We start from the raw sequence: 22,338 nt of genomic DNA, 5'->3' as shown, positions 1-22,338 counted from the left end.
GCGGACGACGGCGCGACGCACGACGGCCGACGGCCCCGGGGACTACCCGGGCACCGCGGCTGGTTGGCACCGGGTGAGCGCCCGGAGGAGAGGACGAGGACGATGAGCGAGCTGCCCCGCAGCGTGAGCCTGCGCGAGGTCGGACCCCGCGACGGGCTGCAGAACGAGCCGCCCGTGCCCACCGACGCGAAGGTGCGGCTGCTGGACATGCTCTCCCGCACCGGCCTGCGTCGCATCGAGGCGGTCAGCTTCGTGCACCCGCGGGCCATCCCGCAGATGGCCGACGCGGCCGAGGTGTGGGCCGCCGCCGACAAGGTCGAGGGCGTGCGCTACTCCGCGCTGGTGCCGAACCTGCGGGGGACGCAGCGCGCGCTGGCGGCGGGGTTCGTGGAGCTGGAGGTGGTCGTGTCAGCCTCCGACACGCACAACCGCAAGAACCTCAACCGGTCCACCGAGGAGTCCCTGGAGGCCGTGGCGGAGGTCGCGGCCGCCGCGCACGACGCGGGGGCCAGCCTCGAGGTCATCGTCGCCACCTCGTTCGGGTGCCCCTACGAGGGCGACGTCCCGGTGCGGCGCGTGCTGGACGTCGTCCGGCGCGCGGTGGACGCGGGCGCGGACCGGCTGGCCTTCGGGGACACGACGGGCGTCGCGACGCCCACCCGCGTGGCCGCCCTGGCGGACGCCGTCCGCGGGGCGCACCCCGACGTCGACGTCCTCATGCACTTCCACAACACCCGCGGCACCGCCCTGGCCAACCTGCTCACCGCGGTGCAGCACGGGATCCGCGAGTTCGACGCCAGCGTCGGCGGCCTCGGCGGCTGCCCCTACGCGCCGGGCGCGTCGGGCAACGTCGCGACCGAGGAGGTCGTGCACATGCTCGAGGACATGGGCGTCGGGACCGGGGTCGACCTCGACGCGCTGCTCGAGGCCGCGGCCTACGCCCAGGAGGTCGTCGGTCACGACCTGCCGAGCGGTGTGCTCAAGGCCGGACCGCGCAGCCGCACCGTCGCCGCCTGAGCGACGCCGGGCGGCGAGAGCCGGTCGGCCTGTCGGGCGGCGCGGCGGTCAGTCGGCGCGCGCCCTCGCGGGCGCGGGATCGGCGACCGCGTCCGCGACGGGTGAGGCCACCCCCCGACCCGCGCGGTGACGTCCTCCTCCGGTCCCGTCCGTCCGAGCCCCCCAACGGGTCGGGTCGTCGTCCATCCGCATGACGAAGACCAGGGCTCCGACGACGGCCAGCACGACGGCTGCCATCTCGAGCATGTCTCAGGTTTCCCCTCGGTCGTCCGGTTGTCGTCCGGTTCTGCTCCGGTCGGTCGCTGTGCCCCGCCGGTGGCCGGCCCCGGGTCCTCCCGGTGCCCCGGACGCCGCCCCGCCGGCGTCCCGCTCGCGAACCCGTCGCTGGGACGAGTGCCCCGTCCGGACCAGGTGCCGGCCGCTCCGGGGTCGCGCGACCAGTCTGTCCCGGCCCCTCGGGGGGCGCATCCGGGGACGCGGCTAGGCTCGCATCGTGACCGGATCGTCATCGTCGACCCCCACCACGCCGACGGGCGGTCCGGGCTTCCCGGTCCTCGCCGTCGTCGGCGGCGGGCAGCTGGCCCGGATGATGCAGCAGGCGGCCGTCGGGCTCGGCGTCCGGCTGCGCCTGCTGACGGTCGACCCGGACGACAGCGCCGCGCAGGTCGTCGTCGACACCAGCGTGGGCCACCACACCGACCTGGCCGCGCTGCAGGACCTCGTCGGCGGTGCGGCGGCCCTCACGTTCGACCACGAGCACGTGCCGCACGAGCACCTGGTCGCGCTCGAGCAGGCCGGCGTCAGCGTGCAGCCGCCGCCGGGCGCCCTGCTGCACGCCCAGGACAAGCTGGTCATGCGCGCCCGCCTGGGCGACCTCGGCGTCCCGTGCCCGCGGTGGGCACCCGTCCGGGACGTCGCCGACCTGCGGGCCTTCGGCGCCGAGGTGGGCTGGCCGGTCGTGCTCAAGACCCCGCGGGGCGGCTACGACGGCAAGGGCGTGCGCCTGCTCGCCGACGCCGCGGACGCGGCGGCGGCCGCCGACTGGTTCGACCGGGCCGCGGGCGAGCCGCTGCTGGCCGAGGAGGCGGTCGACTTCGTCCGCGAGCTCGCGGTGCTCGTCGCGCGCAGCCCCTCCGGCCAGGCTGCCGCCTGGCCCGTGGTGCAGACCGTGCAGACCGACGGCGTCTGCACCGAGGTGCTCGCGCCCGCGCCGGGGTTGGCGCAGGACACGGCGGCCGAGGCCACCGCCACCGCCCTGCGGCTGGCCGGCGAGCTCGGGGTGACCGGCGTGCTGGCCGTGGAGGTCTTCGAGACCCGGGACGGCCACGTGCTCGTCAACGAGCTGGCGATGCGGCCCCACAACTCGGGCCACTGGACCATCGACGGCTCGGTGACGTCGCAGTTCGAGCAGCACCTGCGCGCCGTCCTGGACCTCCCGCTGGGCGACACCCGCCCCCGCGCGCGGTGGACGGTGATGGCGAACGTCCTCGGCGGGGACCACGAGGACCTCTACCGGTCCTACCTGCACGTGATGGCCCACGACCCCGCGGTCAAGGTGCACCTGTACGGCAAGGCCGTCCGGCCCGGCCGCAAGGTCGGGCACGTGACCGTCTGCGGAGACGACCTGGACGACGTGCGCGCCCGTGCCCGCCACGCCGCCGACTTCATCACCGGCACGATCGACGGCTGACGCGGACGCGCGGCACGGACGGGAGGCACCTGGTGGACGATCAGCCGCTGGTCGGGCTCGTGATGGGCTCGGACTCGGACTGGCCGGTGATGCAGGCCGCGGCCGAGGCGCTCGAGGAGTTCGACGTCCCCTACGAGGTCGACGTCGTCTCCGCGCACCGGATGCCGGTGGAGATGATCGAGTACGGGCGCGGCGCCGCCGAGCGCGGCCTGCGCGTCCTGGTGGCGGGCGCCGGCGGCGCGGCCCACCTGCCCGGGATGCTCGCCTCCGTCACACCCCTGCCGGTGATCGGCGTGCCCGTGCCGCTCAAGCACCTCGACGGGATGGACTCGCTGCTGTCGATCGTGCAGATGCCTGCCGGGGTGCCCGTCGCGACGGTGTCCGTGGCGGGTGCGCGCAACGCGGGCCTGCTCGCGGTGCGCGTCCTCGGCGTCGACGCCGGTGAGGCGGGGGCGGGCCTGCGGGAGCGGATGACGCGGTTCCAGGAGGACCTGCGCCGCAGCGCCCACGACAAGGGCGCGCGCCTGCGGTCCCGCGCCGGGCGCTGAGGTCACCGGGCCGGCCGGGTCACCCCCGCAGACCCACCCGGGGTGCCTCGATGACCGGGCAGGTGTCCATGACCACGTCGAGACCCGCAGCGGCGGCCCGGGCGGCCGCTGCCTCGTCCACCACGCCGAGCTGCAGCCACACGGCCCCGGCGCCGACCTCGATCGCCTGGTCGACCACGGCCCCGGCCAGCTCGCTGCGGACGAAGACGTCGACGACGTCGACGGGGCCCGGGACGTCGCGCAACGAGGCGTACCCCGGGTTGCCGAGCGCCTCCTCGGCACGGGGGTGCACCGGCAGCACCGTCATCCCGAGCGACTCCTGCAGGAAGCCGGCCACGGAGTAGGCGGTGCGCGCCCGGTTGGCGCTCAGCCCGACCACGGCCCACCGGCCCCGGGTGGCGAGCAGGCGCCGGACGACGTCCGGGTCGTTGGCGTGCGGGCTGCTGGCGTCGGGGGTCTCCACCCGGCCGACGCTAGCCGGGCCGGTCCGCCCGGGCACCCGGTGACCGGGGACGGGCGTGCAGGGCGTGTGCACGTGACGGGGGCGTGTCGTGTCGGTACCGGCGCGCGGGCGCCGCGAGCGGATACTGGTCGGTCGTGAGCACAACCCACCGGTCGCGCCGACCGACCACCGACCCGCTGCGGGACCCCGAGGGGGCGCCCGAGCAGGTGCGCAGCCGCCGTGCCTTCTGGCTGGTGGCGATGACCCTGGTGCTGCCCGGCAGCGCGCAGGTGGTGGCGGGGGACCGGCGGCTCGGACGCCTCGGCCTGCGCGTGTTCCTCGGGGTGCTGGCGGCCGCCGCGCTGGTGGCCCTGCTCGTGTGGCTGGACCGGTCGGTCGTCTTCGGTCTGCTGACGCACCCGTTCGCGCTGCTGCTGCTCGTCGTCGTCCTCGTCGCCATGGGCCTGCTCTGGGCCGTGCTGTTCCTCGACGCCTGGCGGCTGGCGCGCCCCGGGCGGCTCGGGCCGCGGGCGCGCAAGGCGCTCACCGGCGTGACGGCGGTGATGGTCCTGGTCACCTCCGGCCCCCTGCTGTACGGCGGCTACCTCGTCTCCGCCCAGCGCGACCTCGTCGTCGACGTGTTCGGCGGCGGCGCACGGGCGGACGCCGTCGACGGCCGCTACAACGTGCTGCTGATGGGCGGGGACGCGGGCGAGGACCGCCTCGGTCTGCGCAACGACACCAACATCCTCGTCAGCGTCGACGCGGACACCGGCGCCGCCGTGCAGGTCGGCATCCCCCGCAACCTGGTCGGGGCGCCGTTCCCCGCGGACTCGCCGCTGGCGGCGCAGTTCCCGGACGGCTTCACCGCCGACGAGGGGTACTTCAACGCCGTCTACAAGTACGGCTCCGAGCACCCGGAGCTCTTCGGCGACGCGAAGGACCCCGGCGCCGAGGCCGTCAAGGACGCCGTCGAGGGTGTCACCGGGCTGGAGGTCCAGTACTACGCGCTCATCGACCTGCGCGGCTTCGAGCAGCTCATCGACGCGATGGGCGGCATCGAGGTGGACGTCCAGCAGCGCGTGCCGAAGGCGGCGGTCACCGCCCGTCGGGCGACCGCCTGGATCGAGCCCGGTCGCCAGCGCCTGAACGGGCACGACGCGCTGTGGTTCGCCCGGTCGCGGTTCGAGAGCAGCGACTACGAGCGGATGACGCGCCAGCGCTGCGTCATGTCCGCGATGCTCGCCCAGCTCGACCCGCAGACCCTCCTCCTGCGCTTCCAGGACGTCGCCGCCGCCTCGCCGCAGGCGGTCAGCACCGACATCCCGCAGTCCCACCTCGGCGACTTCGTGGACCTGGCCCTCGAGGCCCGCGGTCGCACGATCACCAGCGTGCAGCTGGTGCCTCCCGCCGTGGACACCGGGGACCCGGACTTCGACGTGACCCGGCAGATGGTGGCCGACGCGGTGGCGGCCTCGGAGGCGGCGGGGGAGGACGGCGCGGGGAGCGCGGACGACGGCGGGTCGGGCTCGGCCGCTGGCGGCGCCGACGAGCCGGCGGACGAGGGGACCGGTGACGAGGGCCCCGGTGACGAGGGCGTCCCGGCGCCCGCACCCCAGCCCGTGGAGGCGGTCTGCTCCGCCTGACCCGGCGGGCCGGCCGCCCGGGTTCGACCTGCCCGGGTTCGACCTGCCCGGGTTAGACCTGCCCGCTCCCGGCCGGCCGCACTAGGGTCGCCGCATGAGATACGGGCTGTTCGTCCCGCAGGGCTGGCGGTTGGACCTCACCGGCATCGACCCGGCCGACCAGTGGTCCGCGATGCACGCCGTCGCCGAGCACGCCGACGCGGGCACGACCTGGGAGTCGGTCTGGGTCTACGACCACTTCCACACGGTGCCGGAGCCCACGCAGGAGGCCACCCACGAGGCCTGGACGCTGATGGCGGCGCTCGCCGCCTCGACGTCCAGGGTGCGGCTGGGGCAGATGTGCACCTGCACGGCCTACCGGAACCCGGCCTACCTGGCGAAGGTGGCGGCCACCGTGGACGTCGTCTCCGGGGGGCGGGTCGAGATGGGCATCGGCGCCGGCTGGTACGAGCACGAGTGGCGCGCCTACGGGTACGGCTTCCCGTCGGCGGGGGACCGGCTGCGGATGCTCGACGAGGGCGTGCAGGTGATGCGCCAGCTGTGGGAGACCGGCACGGCGACGCTCGACGGGCGCCACTACCAGGTCGACGGCGCCATCTGCCGCCCCCTGCCCCTGCAGGAGGGGGGCATCCCGCTGTGGGTGGCCGGAGGGGGGGAGCGCAAGACCCTGCGGATCGCGGCGCAGCACGCGGCGTACACGAACTTCGACGGCACCCCCGAGGGGTTCGCCCACAAGAGCGAGGTGCTCGCGGGGCACTGCCGCGACCTGGGCCGCGACCCCGCCGAGATCACCCGTTCGGCCAACTACAACGTCGTGGTCGGTGAGACCGAGCGGGACGTGCAGGACCGGCTGGCCTGGATCCGCGACCACTACGCCCGGACGGTGCCGGAGCGGGCCGACCGGGTCGTCGAGCAGTTCCGCACCGGCCCCCTGGTCGGCACCCCGGAGCAGGTGGCCGAGCGGCTGAGCGAGCTCGAGGGCCTGGGGATGACGTACGCGATCTGCTACTTCGTCGACGCGGCCTACGACCTGACGTCGGTGCGGCTGTTCGAGCAGGCGGTCGTGCCCGCCCTGGGGTGAGGGCGACCGGGTGATCCGGCATTGACAATCAGTTGTTGCTCGTGACTTTCGGTGATTGACCGCTCGGGTCGGGAGCGGGCACGATTCGGCTCTTCAGTCACACCCGTCCCACGCCGAGAAGACGGTCATGAGCTTTCGACGTGCCCTCCTGTCCATCGCCGTGTCGAGCGGGCTCGCCGTCGCCTCCGTCGGGCTCCCGGTGCTCAGCCTGCCGACCGCACCCGCGCAGGCCGTGACGCCCGACCTGCGCGGCTTCGAGCTGACCGACGCCGCCGGCGAGCCGACCGCCCAGGCCCTCGCGGGGGTCGAGGCCGACGCCCGGGAGCGCGCCGGCCAGGCCGCGGTCCAGGAGCAGGACGCAGCCGACGAGCAGGGCGCGGACGCCGAGCGGGACGCAGCCGAGGACGCGGGCGACGGCGCCGGGCTGCTGGCCGGCGCGCAGGCGGCCCCGCGGCCGGGCACCGAGCCGGCCCCGCTGGTGACCGCCGCCCAGCGCACCGACGAGTTCGACCTCGTCGCGGTCACCTGGGACAAGACCCCGGGCGTCGACCTGGCGGTCGAGGTCAGGGTCCTGGAGGAGGGCACCTGGTCCGACTGGTACGCGCTCGAGGTCGAGGACTCCGGCCCCGACCCGGGCAGCGAGGAGGCCCGCAACGCCACCCGGGCCGGCACCGCACCGCTGTTCGCCGACGGCGCCGACGGGGTGCAGGTGCGGGTCGCCGGTGACGACGCCGTCGACGGCACGCTGCCGGCCGGGATGAAGGTCGAGCTCGTCGACGCCGGCGACTCGCCCACCGACGAGCACGTCACCGGCCGCACGCCGCTCGCCTCCGCCGACGCGGCCGTGGGCGCCCCCCAGATCATCAGCCGCGCGCAGTGGGGGGCCGACGAGCGCCTCACCCGCGGGGCGCCGTCCTACAGCGCCACGCTGAAGGCCGCCACGGTGCACCACACGGCGGACACCAACAACTACGACCAGGCCGGCGCGGTGCGGATGATGCGCTCCATCTACGCGTACCACACCCAGTCCCTGCAGTGGTCCGACGTGGGCTACAACTTCGTCGTCGACAAGTGGGGCCGGATCTACGAGGGCCGCGCGGGCGGGATCGACAAGAACGTCATCGGCGCGCACGCCGGGGGCTTCAACACCTCCACGGTCGGCGTCTCCGCGATCGGCAACTACGAGACCGCCGCCGCACCGCAGGTCATGGTCGACGCCATCACCCGCGTCATCGCCTGGAAGCTCGGCAACGCGTTCGTGGACCCCGCGGCGAGCGTCCAGCTCACCAGCGCCGGCGGCAGCAGCAGCTACCCCGCCGGTCGCGTCGTGACGCTGCCGACGGTCTTCGCCCACCGCGACGTGAAGTCCACCGCCTGCCCCGGCAAGAACCTGTACGCGCAGATGCGGGCGATCCGCACCGCCGCGCGAGCGCTGGTCGGGCCGAGCCTGCTGGCTCCGACCGCCAGCGCGACCACCGTCGAGAAGGGCGCCGGCCTGACCGTGACGGCCGGGCTGCTGACCCACCAGGGGTACCGGCTGCGCGTCATCGAGCTGTGCACCGGCCGGGAGGTGGCCGCGCGGCAGTCCTCCGCGCCCGGCGGCGCACGGGTGACCATCGGCTGGGACGGACGCGGTCACGACGGGCGGGTGCTCGGCAGCGGTGCGTACCGGGTCGAGCTGCTCACCTGGGCGGGCAGCACCTCCGGCCTGCCCTACACCTTCCCGCTCACCGTCACCGGGGCGGCGCCGCCGCAGGCCTCGCCGGCGCCCGTGCGCGGCGAGCTCGGCTACGTGCCCGTCACCCCCACCCGGCTCCTCGACACCCGGGACGGTGACGCCCTGAACGCCCACCAGCGGGTCGACGTCCCCGTCCTGGGCCGGGCCGGCGTGCCGTCCTCCGGCGTGGGGGCGGTCGCGCTGAACGTCACCGGCACGTGCGCCACGACGACGACCTACCTGACGGTCGCCCCGACGGGCACCTCCGGCTCCTCGACGTCGGCGGTCAACCTCGACGCCGGCCGGTCGGCCGCGGCGCTGGTGACGACCTCGGTCGGCTCCGGCGGCAAGGTGACCGTCACCAACGGCCAGGGCAGCACCGACGTGGTCGTGGACGTCGTCGGCTACTTCCCGGTCTCCGGTGGCGGCCGCTTCACGCCGCTGCCCGCCTCCCGGGTGCTCGACACGCGGGCGACGGGTCCCGTCGGCCACGGCCAGGTGCGGACGGTCGACGTCCGCTCGCTGCCGGGCGGGTCCTCGGCGTCGGCGGTGATGGTGAACGTCACCACGACCGCTGCCAAGGGCGAGGGCTTCGTGACCGCGTACGCCGCGGGCACCGCCGTCCCCGGCACCTCCACCACCAACTACCAGCAGGGTGCCGACGTGGCCAACCGCGCCATCGTGCCGGTGCGCGACGGCAGGATCGCCCTGTACACCTCGGGCAGCCAGGCGCACGTGGTGGTCGACGTCGTCGGGACGTTCGGGTCCTCCGGCAGCCGGACGTTCACCCCGGTGGCGCCGGTCCGTGCCCTGGACACCCGCAGCAGCGGCGGCGCCCTCGCCGCCCAGGAGACGCGCGCGGTGCCCGTCGCGGGCACCGGCCGGCCGCTGCCCGCGGGCGTGTCCGCGGCCGTGGTGACGCTGACCTCGACCGGGACGACGGCGCGGACCGCCTACGTCACGGCGTGGGCGAGCGGCCAGCCCCGCACCGCGACGTCCGACCTCAACATCGGCTCGGGCCGCGAGCAGGCGAACCTGGCCGTGGTCCCGGTCGGCGCGGACGGACGCATCAACCTCTACACCACGGGCGGGACGCACCTCGTGGTCGACGTCCTCGGCTACTACCGCTGAGGCCCTCCAGCCGTCGCTGACCTGGTTGGCCGGGGGTCCGCCGGGCCACCTACACTGCTCGACGCCGCGACGCCCGGCGGCGACGACCGGTGGCGGCGAACCGGCAGCGACGGCTGGAGGACGATGTCCAAGTACGACACCACGGTGGACCCGACGAACCTGTCGTCGAGCCACGGGCTCATGGTCGACCTGGTCGGCACCGGCAAGCGCGTCCTCGACGTCGGGTGCGCGAGCGGCTACCTCGGCCGCGTGCTCATGGACCGCGGCTGCACGGTGGTCGGTGTCGAGTACGACCCCGAGGCCGCGGCCCAGGCCGAGGACGTGCTGGAGAAGGTCGTCGTCGCCGACCTCGAGACCGTGGACCTGGTCGAGGTCTGCGGTGCCGACACGTTCGACGTCGTGGTCTTCGGCGACGTCCTCGAGCACCTCAAGGACCCGCAGCGGGTGCTGCGCCGCGCCGCGGACCTGCTGACCCCCGACGGGTACGTCGTCATCTCGCTGCCGCACGTGGCGCACGGCGACGTCCGCCTCGCGCTGCTGCAGGGTCGCTTCGACTACACCCCCACGGGTCTGCTGGACAGCACGCACCTGCGGTTCTTCACCCGCTCGGCGGTGCACCAGATGCTCTCCGAGTCCGGCTTCGTGGCCGCCGACTTCCGGCGCACCACCACGCCGCTGTTCACCACCGAGCTCGGCGTCCGGCGCGAGGACTTCCCGCCCGAGCTCGTCGAGCGGATCGAGCAGGACGCCGACGCCACCACCTACCAGTTCGTGCTCAGCGCGGTGCCGCACCGCGGCTCGGAGGCGGTCAAGCGCCTGCACGAGCTCAACCTCGAGCTGCAGGTCGCGGGTGAGCGCCTCGCGCGTGCGCACCGCGAGCTGGGGGAGCGCGACCGGCTCGTCCAGCGGCTGCGGGCCGACCTCGACCGCGAGCAGCGTCGCGCCGAGGCCGCCGAGCACGCCGCCGAGCACGCCGGCTCCGAGGTGGAGCGCCTGTACGCGACCCGGACCCTGCGCTCGACCCGGCTGGTGCGGGCGGTGTACGGCCGCCTGCGATCGGCCAACGGGTCGTGAGCGTCCTCCAGGACGCCGTCGCGTCGCGGGAGCTGCTGCTCAACCTGACCATGCGCGAGGTGCGCGGCCGCTACAAGCGGACGCTGCTGGGCAACCTCTGGTCGCTCATCAACCCGCTCGCGACCATGCTGATCTACACGGTCGTCTTCGGGCTGCTGCTGCGCGTCCAGGTGCCACCGGGCGAGAAGACCGGCATCGACGTGTTCGCCCTGTGGCTGCTGTGCGGTCTGGTCCCGTGGACCTTCTTCAGCGGTGGCATCACGGCCGGTCTGGACTCCGTCGTCGGCAACGCGAACCTCGTCAAGAAGGTCTACTTCCCGCGGGAGGTGCTGGTCGGCTCGGCCGTGCTCGCGCTGGGGGTGACCTTCTGCACCGAGATGCTCGTGCTCGTCGTGGCCCTGCTGCTGTTCGGCTCCGAGCTGCTCGTGTGGATCCCGCTGGTGCTGGTCTTCATGCTGCTGCTGCTGTGCTTCGCCCTCGGGCTCGGGATGCTGCTCGCCGTGGCCAACGTCTACTTCCGCGACACCCGCCACTTCACGACCATCGCCCTGCAGGTCTGGTTCTACCTGACGCCGATCCTGTACCCGCTGCCCTACGTCCGGCAGGCCGAGGAGGCGCTGGCCGAGCGGCTCGGCCGCTCGGTGCCGCTCGAGCAGCTGTGGGGGCTCAACCCGGTGGAGCACTTCGTCTCGGCCTTCCGGGCCATGCTCTACGACAACGTCGCGCCGGCCGCGGACGACGTGCTGTGGTGCGTCGGGGCGGCCGCCGTGAGCCTGGTGGTCGGGACGTGGGTCTTCCGGCGCCGTGCGCACGCCCTGGCGGAGGAGCTGTGAGCGAGGTCGCGATCGACGTCCGCGACGTCTCCAAGCGCTTCCGCCTGTACAAGGAGCGCAACCAGTCCCTCAAGGCGGCGCTGATGCGTGGCGGGAGGGCCAAGTACGACGAGTTCTGGGCCCTGCGCGACGTCAGCTTCCAGGTGCCGGTGGGCAGCACGTTCGGGCTCATCGGCGAGAACGGCTCGGGCAAGTCGACGCTGCTCAAGTGCCTGGCCCGGATCCTCACCCCCGACCACGGCAGCGTCCGCTCCACGGGCAGCGTGGCGGCCCTGCTGGAGCTCGGCTCCGGCTTCCACCCCGAGCTGACCGGGCGCGAGAACGTCTACCTCAACGGCTCGATCCTCGGTCTCGGCAAGTCCGACATCGAGCGGCGCTTCGACGAGATCGTCCAGTTCGCGGGGGTCGAGCAGTTCATCGACCAGCCGGTGAAGAACTACTCCTCCGGCATGTACGTGCGGCTGGGCTTCTCGGTCGCCATCAACGTCGACCCGGACATCCTGCTCGTGGACGAGGTGCTCGCCGTCGGCGACGCGTCCTTCCAGGCGCGGTGCATGGAGAAGTTCGCGGACTTCCGCCGGGCGGGCAAGACCGTCGTGATCGTCAGCCACGCCATGGGCACGATGCGGACGATGTGCGACGAGGCGGCCTGGCTGGAGCACGGGCGCCTCGTTCGCGCCGGGCGCGCGGACCAGCTCGTCGACGAGTACGTCGACGAGACCCGTGAGGACCGGGTCGAGCCCGACGTGTCGGCCCAGGCCCGGCACGGCTCCGGAGAGGCGCGGCTGACGAAGGTGGAGGTCCTCGACGGCCAGGGCCGGGAGACCTCGACCGTCCGCACGGGCGAGGAGATGACCATCCGGCTGCACTACCGGGCCGACGAGACGATCACCAAGCCGGTCTTCGGCCTGGCGCTGGAGAACGTCGACGGCGTGTACGTGTGGGCGTACAACAGCCGGGACGCCGGCGTCGTCTACGACAGCATCAGCGGCACCGGCCACGTCGACTGTCGGGTGCCCAGCCTGCCGCTGCAGCCCGGTACGTTCGACGTCATCGCCTCGGTCGTGGACTGGACCACCCAGCACGTCTTCGACTTCCTGCGGCACTGCTACCGATTCGACGTGCACCTCGGCCAGCCGCGCGAGTCCGGCGGCATCGTGGCCTTCGGCGCCCGCTGGACCGACCTGGAGGAGACCACTTCGTGAGCAACCAGCACGTCGGCGGCAAGGTGACGCGCCCCGGCACCGTCAGCGTGGTCGTCGTCAACTACCGCGGCGCGCAGGACACCGTGACCTGCGTCCGTTCGCTGGCCGACCTCGACTGGCCCGCCGACAAGCTCGAGGTGGTCGTCGTCGAGAACGCCTCCGGCGACGACAGCGCCGAGGTCATCCGGCGCGAGTGCCCCGACGTCGTCCTCGTCGAGGCACCCTCCAACCTGGGCTTCGCGGGCGGCTGCAACCTGGGCGTCGCGCACGCGTCCGGGGACGTCGTCGCCTTCCTCAACAACGACGCCCGTCCCCACCCCCAGTGGGTCTCCGCCGCGGTGGAGACGCTGTCCCGCCAGTCGGGGATCGGTTGCGTCGCGAGCAAGGTCCTGGACTGGGAGGGCCAGACCATCGACTACGTCGACGGGTCGATGACCTGGTTCGGCATGGGGTACAAGCGCGAGGTCACCCGACCCGACTCGCCGGAGTACGACGTCCCCCGCGACGTCCTCTTCGGCACCGGTGCGGCGATGCTCATGCCGGCGCGGCTCTTCCGGGAGGTCGGCGGCTTCGACGAGCGCTTCTTCATGTTCTACGAGGACGTCGACCTCGGGTGGCGGCTGAACCTCCTCGGGCACCGGGTGCGCTACGAGCCGAGGTCGATCGCCTACCACCGCCACCACGCGACGATGAACAAGTTCGGCAGCTACCGCGAGACGTACCTGCTCGAGCGCAACGCTCTGCTGTCGATGTACAAGAACTACTCGGACGAGACGCTCGCCCGCGTGCTGCCCGCCGCGATGGCGCTGGCGGTCCGCCGGAGCCTGGCCCGCACCGACACCGACACCACCGCGCTGGACCTGCAGCGCTCGCCGGGCCAGGAGGACGTGCCGACGCTCACGCTCGACAAGACGGCGCTGACCGGCCCCTACGCCATCGACTACCTCGTCGAGCAGCTCCCCGGCCTGACCGAGGAGCGGCGGCGGCTGCAGAAGGCGCGCCGTCGCTCGGACCGCGACCTCTTCCCGCTCTTCCGCCAGGCGATGGAGCCCGCGTACCCGGTCGCCAGCTACCTGGAGGCCCACACCCACGTCGTCGAGGCGGCGGGCATCGAGGAGCTGTTCGCCACCCGCAGGCGCATCCTCGTGGTCACCGGGGAGCCGCTGTCCGAGCGGATGGCCGGGCCGGCTATCCGCGCCTGGGAGATGGCGCGGACCCTGTCCACCGAGCACGACGTGCGGCTGGTCTCGCTCGCCGGGGCGAAGGTCACCGCGGCGGACTACGAGGTGTCCTACGCCAGCGGCAGCGACCTGCGCGGTCACGTCGCCTGGTCGGACGTGATCATCTTCCAGGGGTTCCTGCTGGAGAGCTTCCCGTGGGTCAAGGAGACCCGGAAGTCGATCGTCGTCGACGTCTACGACCCCATCCACCTCGAGCAGCTCGAGCAGGCCAAGGACAAGGGCCCCGAGGGCCGCGAGCACATGGTCGCCGAGACCACCCGCATGCTCAACGAGCAGCTGGAGCGTGGCGACTTCATCCTGTGCGCCTCCGAGAAGCAGCGGGACTTCTGGATGGGCCAGATGGCCGCCCTGGGCCGGCTGAATCCCGCCACCTACGACCAGGACGAGTCCCTGCGCTCGCTCATCGCCGTCGTGCCGTTCGGGATCCCCGACACGCCGCCGACGCGGGAGCGGGGCGCGATCAAGGGCGTCGTCCCCGGCATCGGGCCGGACGACAAGGTCATCCTGTGGGGCGGCGGGATCTACAACTGGTTCGACCCGCTGACCCTGGTGCAGGCCGTCGCCCGGCTGCGTGAGCGTCGCCCCGAGGTCCGGCTGTTCTTCCTCGGCACCCGGCACCCCAACCCCGGCGTGCCGGACATGAAGATGGGCTGGGACACCCGTGACCTGTCGGACCGGCTGGGCCTGACCGACGAGGTCGTGTTCTTCAACGAGGGGTGGGTCCCCTACGAGCGGCGCGCCGAGTACCTGCTGGACGCCGACCTGGGCGTGAGCACGCACCTGCAGCACGTCGAGACGGCGTTCTCCTTCCGGACCCGGATCCTGGACTACCTGTGGGCGGGACTGCCCGTCGTGGCCACCGAGGGCGACACCTTCGGCTCGCTGATCCGCGAGCGAGGGCTGGGCGTGACCGTCCCGGCCCAGGACGTGGAGGCGCTGGAGCAGGCGCTGGAGCGGATGCTCTACGACGAGGAGGCGGTGGCCGCGGCGCGGGCCGCGGTCGCCGACATCGCCACCGACTTCCACTGGAGCCGCACGCTCGAGCCGCTCACGACGTTCTGCCGCGACCCGCGGCGGGCGGCCGACCTCGTGGACGCCCTCGGGCAGCCGGTGGTCCGTGGCCGGACGTTCAAGGCCCCGCGGCCCACGGTGCGCGACGACGTCGCGCTCGCCCGTCGGTACCTCTCCGAGGGCGGCGCCCGCGAGGTGGTGCGCCGCGGTCTCGGCCGGGTGCGCCGCATCCTGCGCCAGCGCCTCACCGGCGCGGCCCACTGAGCCTCAGGCGAGCAGGCGGGCGACCTCCCGGCGGCGACCCGTGGGCGTGCCCGCCCACAGGTCCCGGCGTCCGCGCAGCGCGCGGGGCAGGGCGAGCAGCGCGTCCCGGACCCCGCGCAGCCGTGCCCGCTCCACGGGACCGAGCCGCCGTCCGAGCAGGGGAGCGGCCAACGCGGCCAGGACGGCGCGCGCGAGCACGCGGACGGCCGTCGCCGCGGGAGCGTTGCGCACGGCGACGAGCGCCCGGTTGCGCGTGTTGTAGTACGTGAACAGGGGGCTGCCCTCGGTGGACGTGGCCGCGTGCCGGTGGTGCACCACCGCCTCCGGGCAGTACTCCACCTGCCAGCCGTGGGCCCGCAGCCGCCACGACAGGTCGGTGTCCTCGTAGTAGAGGAACAGCGACGGGTCGAAGCCGCCGGTCTCCTCGAGCGCCTGCTGGCGCAGTGCCACGGCGGCGCCGCAGAAGCCGAACACCGGCCCGGCCGGGCTCTCCTCGCCGCGGCGCACGAGCCAGTCGCGGTCGCGCCCGTTGCCCCAGCGGTCGACGAGGTTGCCGGTGGAGTTGACGACGGCGTCGTCGCCGCTCGCGCGCGTGCCCTCGCCGTCGAGCAGGACGAGTCCGGTGAGGGCGCCGACGCCCGCGGCGGCGGGGTCGGCCAGGCGGGTCAGCAGCGCCTCGACGAAGCGGGGCTCGGCCCACGCGTCGTCGTTGACGAGGACCGCCACGGGGTGGGGGTTGTCGGCCAGTCCGAGCGCGACGCCCCCGGCGAACCCCAGGTTGCGCTCGGGTCGGCGGACGCCGACCCACGGGCGCCGGGTGAGGACCTCGGCGGTGGCGGGGTCGCCGAGGTTGTCGACGACCACCACGTCGAGCGCCTCACGGCCCACGCTCTGACCGGCCAACGACTCCAGGCACCGGTCGAGCAGCTGCGGCGAACCGTAGGTGACCACGACGACGCGCGTGGTGGGCCACCGGCCCCCGGGGACGGGTCGGGTCACGGGGCGAAGAACCCCTGGACGTCGGCGACGAGGTGACGGGACGGGCCGTCGCTGGCGTACCGGATCCGGACCGTGCCGTCCGGTCCGATGGGGACGACCGCCACGTTGGCCGTCGTCCGGTTCGGCATGGTGTTCAGCACGGAGGTGGCGGGGGCGGCGCCCTGCCCGTCCCACGCCTGCAGGTAGCCGGTCCCGGACCCGCGGGGGGCGGTGAGGTTCAGCACGACGTCCGTGGCGTTCGCCGGGGCACCGGCGGCGCGCGCGTCCACCACGAGCTCCCCGCCGTTGGTCAGGGCCCCACCGCCGAGGCCGGAGCGCGTGTCGACGACGCGCCGCGGGAACAGCGGGCTGAACCGGCTCCCTGCGTCACCCCACCACCCGGTGGCGTCCAGCACGAGGTGGGTGGACGGGGTCGCGACGTAGGCCGTGACCTGGCCGCCCGTGCCCGGGGCCACGGGGGCGGTGACCGCCCGCGTGTCGCCACGCTGCATCGTGAGCACCGAGGTCGGGGCCGGGGGCTGGCCGGTCGGCCACAGCCTCAGGTGGGTGTCCGGTGCGGTGACGCCCACGGCGGTCGCCGTGGTCAGCACCCCGCGGGCGCCGGCCGGGACCCCACCGCGGCCGGCGAGCGGGATCGCCCGGGTCTCCTGGGGCGTGCTGAACGGGCGGGCGATCGGGCGCGTGTCGTAGACGCGGGAGGGTCTGTCCAGGGCCGTGTACCGCTGCCCGCCTCCCGGCTGGGGTGTGACGTACCCGACGACGTCCACGACGACGTACGGCGAGTCCCCCTGGCTGCGCAGGTACACCGCGCCGAGGGCGCCGAGGTCGGCGAACACGCTGGCCGTCACGGTCTCCGCCGTCGTCCAGTTGACGTTCGACGTGGGCGGCTGCACGTAGCCGGCCGGCCAGACCGAGACGTTGCCCTCGCGGCTCGTGCCCACGGCGACGACGCTGAGGACGGCGGCCGTGGCGCTGCCGGGCACGGGCCCCTTGCCGGCCACCCCGACCAGGCGGGTGGTCCCGGGAGCGAGCCGTCCCGCGGCGCCCTCGGTCCGCGAGTCGAGCAGGCGGTGGGGCCGGTCCAGCGGGACGTACTCGCCGAGCTCCGGGCCCGGGACGACGGTCGGGCCCTGCTTCGGGGCTGACGCGCCGCCCGGGCCCTCGGCCGTGACGGTCACCGTGTAGGCGGTGTTGAGGTCGAGGCCGTCGAACAGGTACTCGCGGGTGCCCGCGGGGAGCTTGGCCACGCGGTTGCCGGGCTGCAGGGACACCCACCAGTGGTCGACGGGTCCGCCGCCCTCGCCGGGGGTCCACCAGGTCGACACGGCGCCGGGGGCCGGGTCGGCGGCGACCTGGCCGGGTGCACTGGGTGGCGCGACGACGGGGCGGACGTCGAACCAGTTGCTGCGCAGGCTCCAGGCGGAGCGGATGGCGTCACCGGTGACGTTGACCGTGCGGCTGGTCCCGACGAGCTGGACGTTCAGCACGCGGCCGCCCCACTCGCCGTTGCCGTCCCGCTGGACGACGCGCATCTCGCGCAGGGTGCCCAGGGCGTACCGCGACTCCAGGTCGGCCATGTTGCGTCGCTGGTCCGCCCAGCGGTGCACGGAGTCGGTGGTGCCGGCGGCCCCGGTACCGATGGCGTCGTAGGGGTCGGCCCTCGCCACGAACGCGGGGTGGGAGGTGGCGACGGTCCACCCGCCGTTGGACGCGCTGAACTCGGTGCGCAGGGTGGTGCCTGCGTAGGTCACGACCTCGCCGGAGGTCGCGTCGACCGCCGAGGTGCTGCGCGGCTGCTCGACGCCCATGCCGCGGTAGACCTGGCAGGCGACGGTGTCGACGACGTCGTAGGCCCAGGTGGCCGGGTAGGTGCCACCCTGCGGGCACTGCTGGGCCCCGTACGAGCGGGCGGCCACGGCCTGGGCCTTGAGCGCCTCGAGGTGCCAGGACGCGGGCATCTCGGACGGGACGACGCTGCGCAGGTAGTCCTGCATGCCGACGGTGTTGACGACGTACAGCGGCTTGGTCGCCTGACCGCTGCGTGTCGCGGTGAGCTGGCCGCGGTAGGGGCTCACCGCGCCCGAGGGGGTCCACAGCCACAGCGGGCTGGCGCCGGACAGCGTCAGGGGACCGGGGGTCCGGTTGCCTGGCCACGCCGGGTTGCCGAGGGTGACCCACTGGCCGCCGCCTGCGTCCCCCTGGACGTACAGGCCGCCCGCGTCGACCCCGATCCGGACCCGGCCCCAGGTCCCGGCGTACTGGCCGAGGTCGATGACGGCGCCGGTCGCCGCGTCCGTGACGCGCAGGCCCGGGACGTTCGTGACGACGAGGTCGGCGTCCTCGGCGGTCAGGAGCACCCGGCGCTGCGTCACGGCGGTCGTGCCGATGCCGGTGCTCGCGTAGTAGAAGCCGAGGATCTGGCGGTGCGTCAGACCCTGGAGCGCGGCCCCGTAGGCGCCGTACTGGCTGAGCCCGCGGCCGTGCCCGAAACCGCGCCCGCTGACGTTCACCTGCCCGTCCGGGGGCCGCTGGACGACGTCGTCGGCGGCGGCCGGCCGGGCGACGGGGTCGAGGCTGACGAACCCGGCCAGCAGCAGCGGCAGCACGAGAACGAGGGCGACCAGGCGGCGCCGTGACGACGGGGGCCGGGCCGACGACGGCACGGACGGTGACGCGGACACTGACCTGACCTCCCCCGGGTGGACGGGGTCGCTCCACCCGGCGTGGAGTCTAGGTCATGGACGGTGCGCGATCGGTGACTTCGCGTGAGCCTCGTTCACCTGTTCGGGGGACTCCCCCTCGATCTGGGCGATCTCGTGCGTGAAGACGAAGCGCCGGTAGGCCCAGAACCTGAAGAGGGTGCCGGCACCGAGCCCGACGACGTTCGCCGCGATGTTGTCGGCGAGCGCCGACTGGAAGCCCAGGACGTAGTGCGAGAACCACAGGATCGCGAGGTTGATCGCGAGCCCGAGCATGCACATCACGACGAACCACACGAACTCGTGGTGGGCGGCCGGCCGCCGCGTGCGGCGGAAGGTCCAGTACCGGTTGCCGAGCCAGGACACGACCGTGGCGACGGCGGAGGAGACCACCTTGGCCGTCAGGACGTGGTCGGCGAGGACGCCGCCGTCCTCACCGGCGAAGCGCAGCACGTTGAAGAGGCCGACGTCCACCACGAAGGCGACGGCACCCACCGCGCCGAAGGCCGCGAGCTGGCGGACGAGCGCCGACCAGGCGCGTCCGAGCCGGTTGGTGGGCGTCATGATCCTGCTCTCGACGGGGGAGGGGCGCTCCAGCCTAGCCCGGAGGCGCCGCGCGCGGCCGTGACGGCGCGCGGGCCCCCCGGGGCGGGGGTCACCGGCGCAGGCGGGCCATCCGCACCCGCATCCGCAGGACCATCCGCAGCATCTCCAGGCCGAGCGGGATCGTCTTGCGGATGTCACCGGTGACGGACGAGTGACCGACGCGGGGGTGGTAGTTCACGGGCACCTGGACGATCTTGGCGTGCCGGATCACCGCGAGCATGAGCATCTCGAGGCCGAACGAGGAGCCGTTCACGGTGGCGTGGGCGAGGACGTCCCGGACCCGCTCACGGGACACCACGCGGAACGTGCACCCGACGTCGCTGAGGTAGGAGGTGTTGAACAGCACCTCGATCACCTTCGCCACGGCCCAGTTGCCCCACTGGAGGAACCAGCCCATGTTGGCGCCCTCCCAGATGAAGTTGGAGACCGTGCGCGACCCGACGACGAAGTCGCACTCCGTGGTGAACGGCAGCAGCTTGAACAGGTCGCCGGGGTCGAACGTGCCGTCCGGCTCGCACACGCAGACGAGGTCGGTGTCGACCTCGCGCAGGCCGCGCTGGATGGCGGCCCCGTAGCCCTGGGTGGTCTCGAGCACCTCGCGCGCACCGGTGGTGGCGACCTCCTCGGAGGTCCCCTCGGCGGCGTTGTTGTTGACGACCAGGATGTCGTCGACGATGCCGAGCGCCTCGAAGCGGCGGATCGTCTCCGCGATGCTGTCCTTCTCGTTGTACGTCGGCAGGACGACCGAGAGGGTCTTACCTCTCCACATGGGCTTCTCCAGGGGGTGCGGGCGCGCGAAGGGGCGACGAGGCGCTGCGGACGGTGGTCACGGCCAGCCCGACGGCGGCCACGGCGGCGAGCAGCAGCCAGGGGAGCCAGCCGAGGCGTGGCTCCCAGACCGCGTCGCCCAGGAACAGGATCGGGCCGTCCAGGCCCACGGCGTAGCGCCTGGCGTTGACGAGGAGGGCGAACAGCTGGAGCCCCGCCATCGACACGCCGACCAGCACGAAGAGGCGACGGACCGCGTCCCGGACGGGGTCCCCGAGCTCGACGAGCCGCTCGACCAGCACCACGCCGGACAGCAGCGGGGCGAGCAGGAACAGCGCGATGACGTGGCGGCCCTGCAGCGAGGCGTCGATGGGGTGGAACACGGTGGCGTGCGTGACGTACGCGACCGCGGCCGTCAGCGCGACGGTGGCCGTCACCGTCCACCGGTCCCCGCGCCGGCCGAGCAGCACGGCCCCGGCGCACAGCAGGACGGCCACCACGACCCAGACCGCCACGGCCGTCCCCGGCAGCGGGGTGTCGAGCCAGCCGAACTTGCCCACCCCGGAGTGGACGTAGCCGTACGCCTGCTCCCAGAAGGTCCCGGCCGCGTCGGCGGACAGCGCCGTGCCCGTCTCGGCCGGGTGGTCGTAACGCAGCTCCCAGGTGACGACGACGGCCGTCGCGGCCAGGACCGTGCCGGCTGCGGCCAGGAAGGCCGGGCGCAGCCGGCGCAGCTGCTCCCACACCACCGGGGCCCCGCCACGCAGCAGCACCACGAGGGCCATCATGCCGAGGGTCACCGCCCCGAGCTGGCGGGAGAGGACGAGGGCCGAGGCCGACACCGCGAGCACCGCCAGCGTCGGGCCGTCGGCCAGCGAGCGGGGGTGGCGGGTGGCCACGACGGCGACCGCACCGACGGCCGCCGCGGACATGATCTCCAAGCCGCTGGTCGACACCGAGGCCGCGGAGAACACCGCCATCGGGGTCAGGGCCACGGCCAGTCCCACCGCCGCCCCCCGCCCCAGCCAGCGGACGAGGTGCCAGACGCCGAGGAACAGCAGGCCGGTCGAGATCGCCAGGCCGGTCAGCCGCGCGAGCAGGAACGCGCGGTTCGGCGTGTCGGCCAGCGAGGCGACCAGCCCCATCGGGGCGTACCCGAACGGCGGGTAGGCGCCCACGGTGGTGACCCGCGTCGCGAGCCCGGGCTCCACGCCGTCGTCGGCCGGCAGGCAGGTCGGCGGGACCGTGGAGAAGGCCATGCAGGTGAAGCCGTCCGGGGCCAGCCGGGCGGGGACCTCCACCACCCGGCTGATCGAGGCGTTGCGCCGTCCGGCGGCCGTGTCGCGCGGCTCCCCCTCGTACGCGGTGCCGATGTCGAGCCGCGCGGCGGCCAGCGCCTTGACCAGGTGGTCGGCCTCGTCGGGGGAGGCGCCGGGCGGGTTGGTGACCGACCAGACCAGCCCGAGCAGCAGGTAGGGCAGCACGAGCAGACCCGCGACCCGCGCGCCGGCTCCGCGTCGGCGCCCCACGGCCCCGGGCGGCGAGGCGGTCGCCCCCTCCTGCGGCCCCGCGGTCACCCCGGCGGTCACCGCGGCGCGGGACGCGACGGCGTGGCGACCACCAGCATCTGCCCCGCCAGGGGCTTGACCGGGGACCGCAGGTACCACGGCACGAGGAAGGTCAGGCCCGACGCCTTGGACTTCATCGACAGGGGCAGGAAGCGGGCGCGCACGTCCTCGACCGTCCACCCCTCGGAGACGAGGTAGTCGTGCAGGGAGCGGTCGGTGTAGATCGCGACGTGCGTGTAGTCGTCGAAGTACCCGCCCGGGTTGAGCCGGAAGTTCGGCTGCATGAGGATCAGCCGACCACCAGGTCGCAGCACCCGCGCGGACTCGGCCAGCAGGCGGCCGGCGGTCTCGCGGTCCAGGTGCTCCAGGAGGTTGGAGGCGAAGACCACGTCGAACTCGCCGTCGGCGAACCGGGACAGGTCGGCGCAGTCGCCCACGACGGCCTCGACGTGGTCGGCCGCGCCCTTGCGGACGGTCGCGTCGAGGTCCATCGCGACGACGCGACGGGCTCGCACGTGGTTGCTGAAGTCGCACCAGCCCGCGCCGAGCTCCAGGACCGCCGCGTCGGCGGCGACCCACCGGCGCCCCAGGTAGTCGCAGATGTGCTTCCACACGCCGCTGCGCGAGGCGTTGGGGGCGAGTCGGGTCTCGAAGTAACCGGGAACGTACGTGCCGGTCCCGTCGGTCGGGCTCTCCGCCACGCCTGGTCTCCTGGTTCTGTGGTGTTCGCCGGCAGCGCCCGGAGGGGTACCCGGCGCCCGGTCGGGACCGCAGGAATGTACCACCCGGCCCACCCCC

Annotated in this window: 17 protein-coding genes; 10 read left to right on the top strand and 7 right to left on the bottom strand. The window is 73.9% G+C overall.

The annotated features are described in order from the left end of the window. The first annotated feature begins 111 nt into the window (after positions 1-111). The 3 genes from ACYVQV_RS09845 (at position 112) to purE (ending at position 3,255) form a co-directional block, all read left to right on the top strand. Positions 112-1,017 (top strand): hydroxymethylglutaryl-CoA lyase, encoded by a 906-nt coding sequence (locus ACYVQV_RS09845; protein ID WP_461023181.1) that lies wholly within the window; start codon positions 112-114, stop codon positions 1,015-1,017. A gap of 493 nt (positions 1,018-1,510) precedes the next feature. Then, positions 1,511-2,707 carry a 5-(carboxyamino)imidazole ribonucleotide synthase gene (locus tag ACYVQV_RS09840; RefSeq protein ID WP_461023105.1) on the top strand — a complete coding sequence of 399 codons (1,197 nt, stop codon included), beginning with the start codon at positions 1,511-1,513 and terminating at the stop codon, positions 2,705-2,707. Between the two features lie 62 nt (positions 2,708-2,769). Continuing rightward, on the top strand, positions 2,770-3,255 hold the full coding sequence (gene purE, locus ACYVQV_RS09835; RefSeq protein ID WP_461023180.1) for a 5-(carboxyamino)imidazole ribonucleotide mutase: 486 nt from the start codon (positions 2,770-2,772) through the stop codon (positions 3,253-3,255). 19 nt (positions 3,256-3,274) lie between these two features. On the opposite strand, the gene ACYVQV_RS09830 is transcribed toward purE, so the two are convergent. Next, positions 3,275-3,718, bottom strand: coding sequence for a CoA-binding protein (locus tag ACYVQV_RS09830; protein ID WP_461023104.1), 444 nt, complete (start codon positions 3,716-3,718; stop codon positions 3,275-3,277). Between the two features lie 134 nt (positions 3,719-3,852). Here ACYVQV_RS09830 and ACYVQV_RS09825 point away from each other — a divergent pair, with 134 nt between their 5' ends. The 7 genes from ACYVQV_RS09825 to ACYVQV_RS09795 all read left to right on the top strand — a co-directional run bounded on the left by ACYVQV_RS09825 (position 3,853) and on the right by ACYVQV_RS09795 (position 14,900). Further along, positions 3,853-5,343: an LCP family protein gene (locus ACYVQV_RS09825; RefSeq protein WP_461023103.1), complete on the top strand. Its 1,491-nt coding sequence runs from the start codon at positions 3,853-3,855 to the stop codon at positions 5,341-5,343. A gap of 94 nt (positions 5,344-5,437) precedes the next feature. Then, complete coding sequence (locus ACYVQV_RS09820) at positions 5,438-6,424, top strand: LLM class F420-dependent oxidoreductase (RefSeq protein WP_461023102.1); 987 nt, start codon at positions 5,438-5,440, stop codon at positions 6,422-6,424. 127 nt (positions 6,425-6,551) lie between these two features. Beyond that, positions 6,552-9,272 carry an N-acetylmuramoyl-L-alanine amidase gene (locus tag ACYVQV_RS09815; RefSeq protein WP_461023101.1) on the top strand — a complete coding sequence of 907 codons (2,721 nt, stop codon included), beginning with the start codon at positions 6,552-6,554 and terminating at the stop codon, positions 9,270-9,272. Between the two features lie 123 nt (positions 9,273-9,395). Next, complete coding sequence (locus ACYVQV_RS09810) at positions 9,396-10,346, top strand: class I SAM-dependent methyltransferase (protein WP_461023100.1); 951 nt, start codon at positions 9,396-9,398, stop codon at positions 10,344-10,346. Further along, entirely contained in the window at positions 10,343-11,179 is an 837-nt protein-coding gene (locus ACYVQV_RS09805) for an ABC transporter permease (protein ID WP_461023099.1), read from the top strand. The genes ACYVQV_RS09810 and ACYVQV_RS09805 overlap by 4 nt, the downstream gene beginning before the upstream one ends. Continuing rightward, positions 11,176-12,384 carry an ABC transporter ATP-binding protein gene (locus ACYVQV_RS09800; RefSeq protein WP_461023098.1) on the top strand — a complete coding sequence of 403 codons (1,209 nt, stop codon included), beginning with the start codon at positions 11,176-11,178 and terminating at the stop codon, positions 12,382-12,384. The genes ACYVQV_RS09805 and ACYVQV_RS09800 overlap by 4 nt, the downstream gene beginning before the upstream one ends. Further along, entirely contained in the window at positions 12,381-14,900 is a 2,520-nt protein-coding gene (locus tag ACYVQV_RS09795) for a glycosyltransferase (RefSeq protein WP_461023097.1), read from the top strand. Before ACYVQV_RS09800 ends, ACYVQV_RS09795 begins: the two co-directional genes overlap by 4 nt. A gap of 3 nt (positions 14,901-14,903) precedes the next feature. Here the strand turns inward: ACYVQV_RS09795 and ACYVQV_RS09790 are convergent, their stop codons facing one another. The 6 genes from ACYVQV_RS09790 to ACYVQV_RS09765 all read right to left on the bottom strand — a co-directional run bounded on the left by ACYVQV_RS09790 (position 14,904) and on the right by ACYVQV_RS09765 (position 22,241). Beyond that, positions 14,904-15,899 (bottom strand): glycosyltransferase family 2 protein, encoded by a 996-nt coding sequence (locus ACYVQV_RS09790; protein ID WP_461023096.1) that lies wholly within the window; start codon positions 15,897-15,899, stop codon positions 14,904-14,906. Next, complete coding sequence (locus tag ACYVQV_RS09785) at positions 15,896-18,580, bottom strand: SpoIID/LytB domain-containing protein (protein WP_461023095.1); 2,685 nt, start codon at positions 18,578-18,580, stop codon at positions 15,896-15,898. The genes ACYVQV_RS09790 and ACYVQV_RS09785 overlap by 4 nt, the downstream gene beginning before the upstream one ends. 54 nt (positions 18,581-18,634) lie before the next feature. Next, positions 18,635-19,162 carry a GtrA family protein gene (locus tag ACYVQV_RS09780; RefSeq protein ID WP_461023094.1) on the bottom strand — a complete coding sequence of 176 codons (528 nt, stop codon included), beginning with the start codon at positions 19,160-19,162 and terminating at the stop codon, positions 18,635-18,637. Between the two features lie 91 nt (positions 19,163-19,253). Then, complete coding sequence (locus ACYVQV_RS09775; RefSeq protein ID WP_461023093.1) at positions 19,254-19,973, bottom strand: glycosyltransferase family 2 protein; 720 nt, start codon at positions 19,971-19,973, stop codon at positions 19,254-19,256. Beyond that, positions 19,960-21,561, bottom strand: coding sequence for a DUF2142 domain-containing protein (locus tag ACYVQV_RS09770; RefSeq protein ID WP_461023092.1), 1,602 nt, complete (start codon positions 21,559-21,561; stop codon positions 19,960-19,962). Before ACYVQV_RS09770 ends, ACYVQV_RS09775 begins: the two co-directional genes overlap by 14 nt. Then, positions 21,558-22,241, bottom strand: coding sequence for a class I SAM-dependent methyltransferase (locus ACYVQV_RS09765; RefSeq protein WP_461023091.1), 684 nt, complete (start codon positions 22,239-22,241; stop codon positions 21,558-21,560). Before ACYVQV_RS09765 ends, ACYVQV_RS09770 begins: the two co-directional genes overlap by 4 nt. Positions 22,242-22,338: the final 97 nt, after the last annotated feature.

It is taken from the genome of Thalassiella azotivora (genome assembly GCF_054781695.1).
This window is presented reverse-complemented; position numbering and strand designations above follow the sequence as displayed.

Excerpts from the sequence above, each read along its gene's own strand:
- purE (WP_461023180.1), top strand. The coding sequence starts at position 2,770 with ATGGGCTCGGACTCGGACTGGCCGGTGATGCAGGCCGCGGCCGAGGCG.
- ACYVQV_RS09820 (WP_461023102.1), top strand. The coding sequence starts at position 5,438 with ATGAGATACGGGCTGTTCGTCCCGCAGGGCTGGCGGTTGGACCTCACC.
- ACYVQV_RS09815 (WP_461023101.1), top strand. The coding sequence starts at position 6,552 with ATGAGCTTTCGACGTGCCCTCCTGTCCATCGCCGTGTCGAGCGGGCTC.
- ACYVQV_RS09810 (WP_461023100.1), top strand. The coding sequence starts at position 9,396 with ATGTCCAAGTACGACACCACGGTGGACCCGACGAACCTGTCGTCGAGC.
- ACYVQV_RS09780 (WP_461023094.1), bottom strand. The coding sequence starts at position 19,162 with ATGACGCCCACCAACCGGCTCGGACGCGCCTGGTCGGCGCTCGTCCGC.
- ACYVQV_RS09775 (WP_461023093.1), bottom strand. The coding sequence starts at position 19,973 with ATGTGGAGAGGTAAGACCCTCTCGGTCGTCCTGCCGACGTACAACGAG.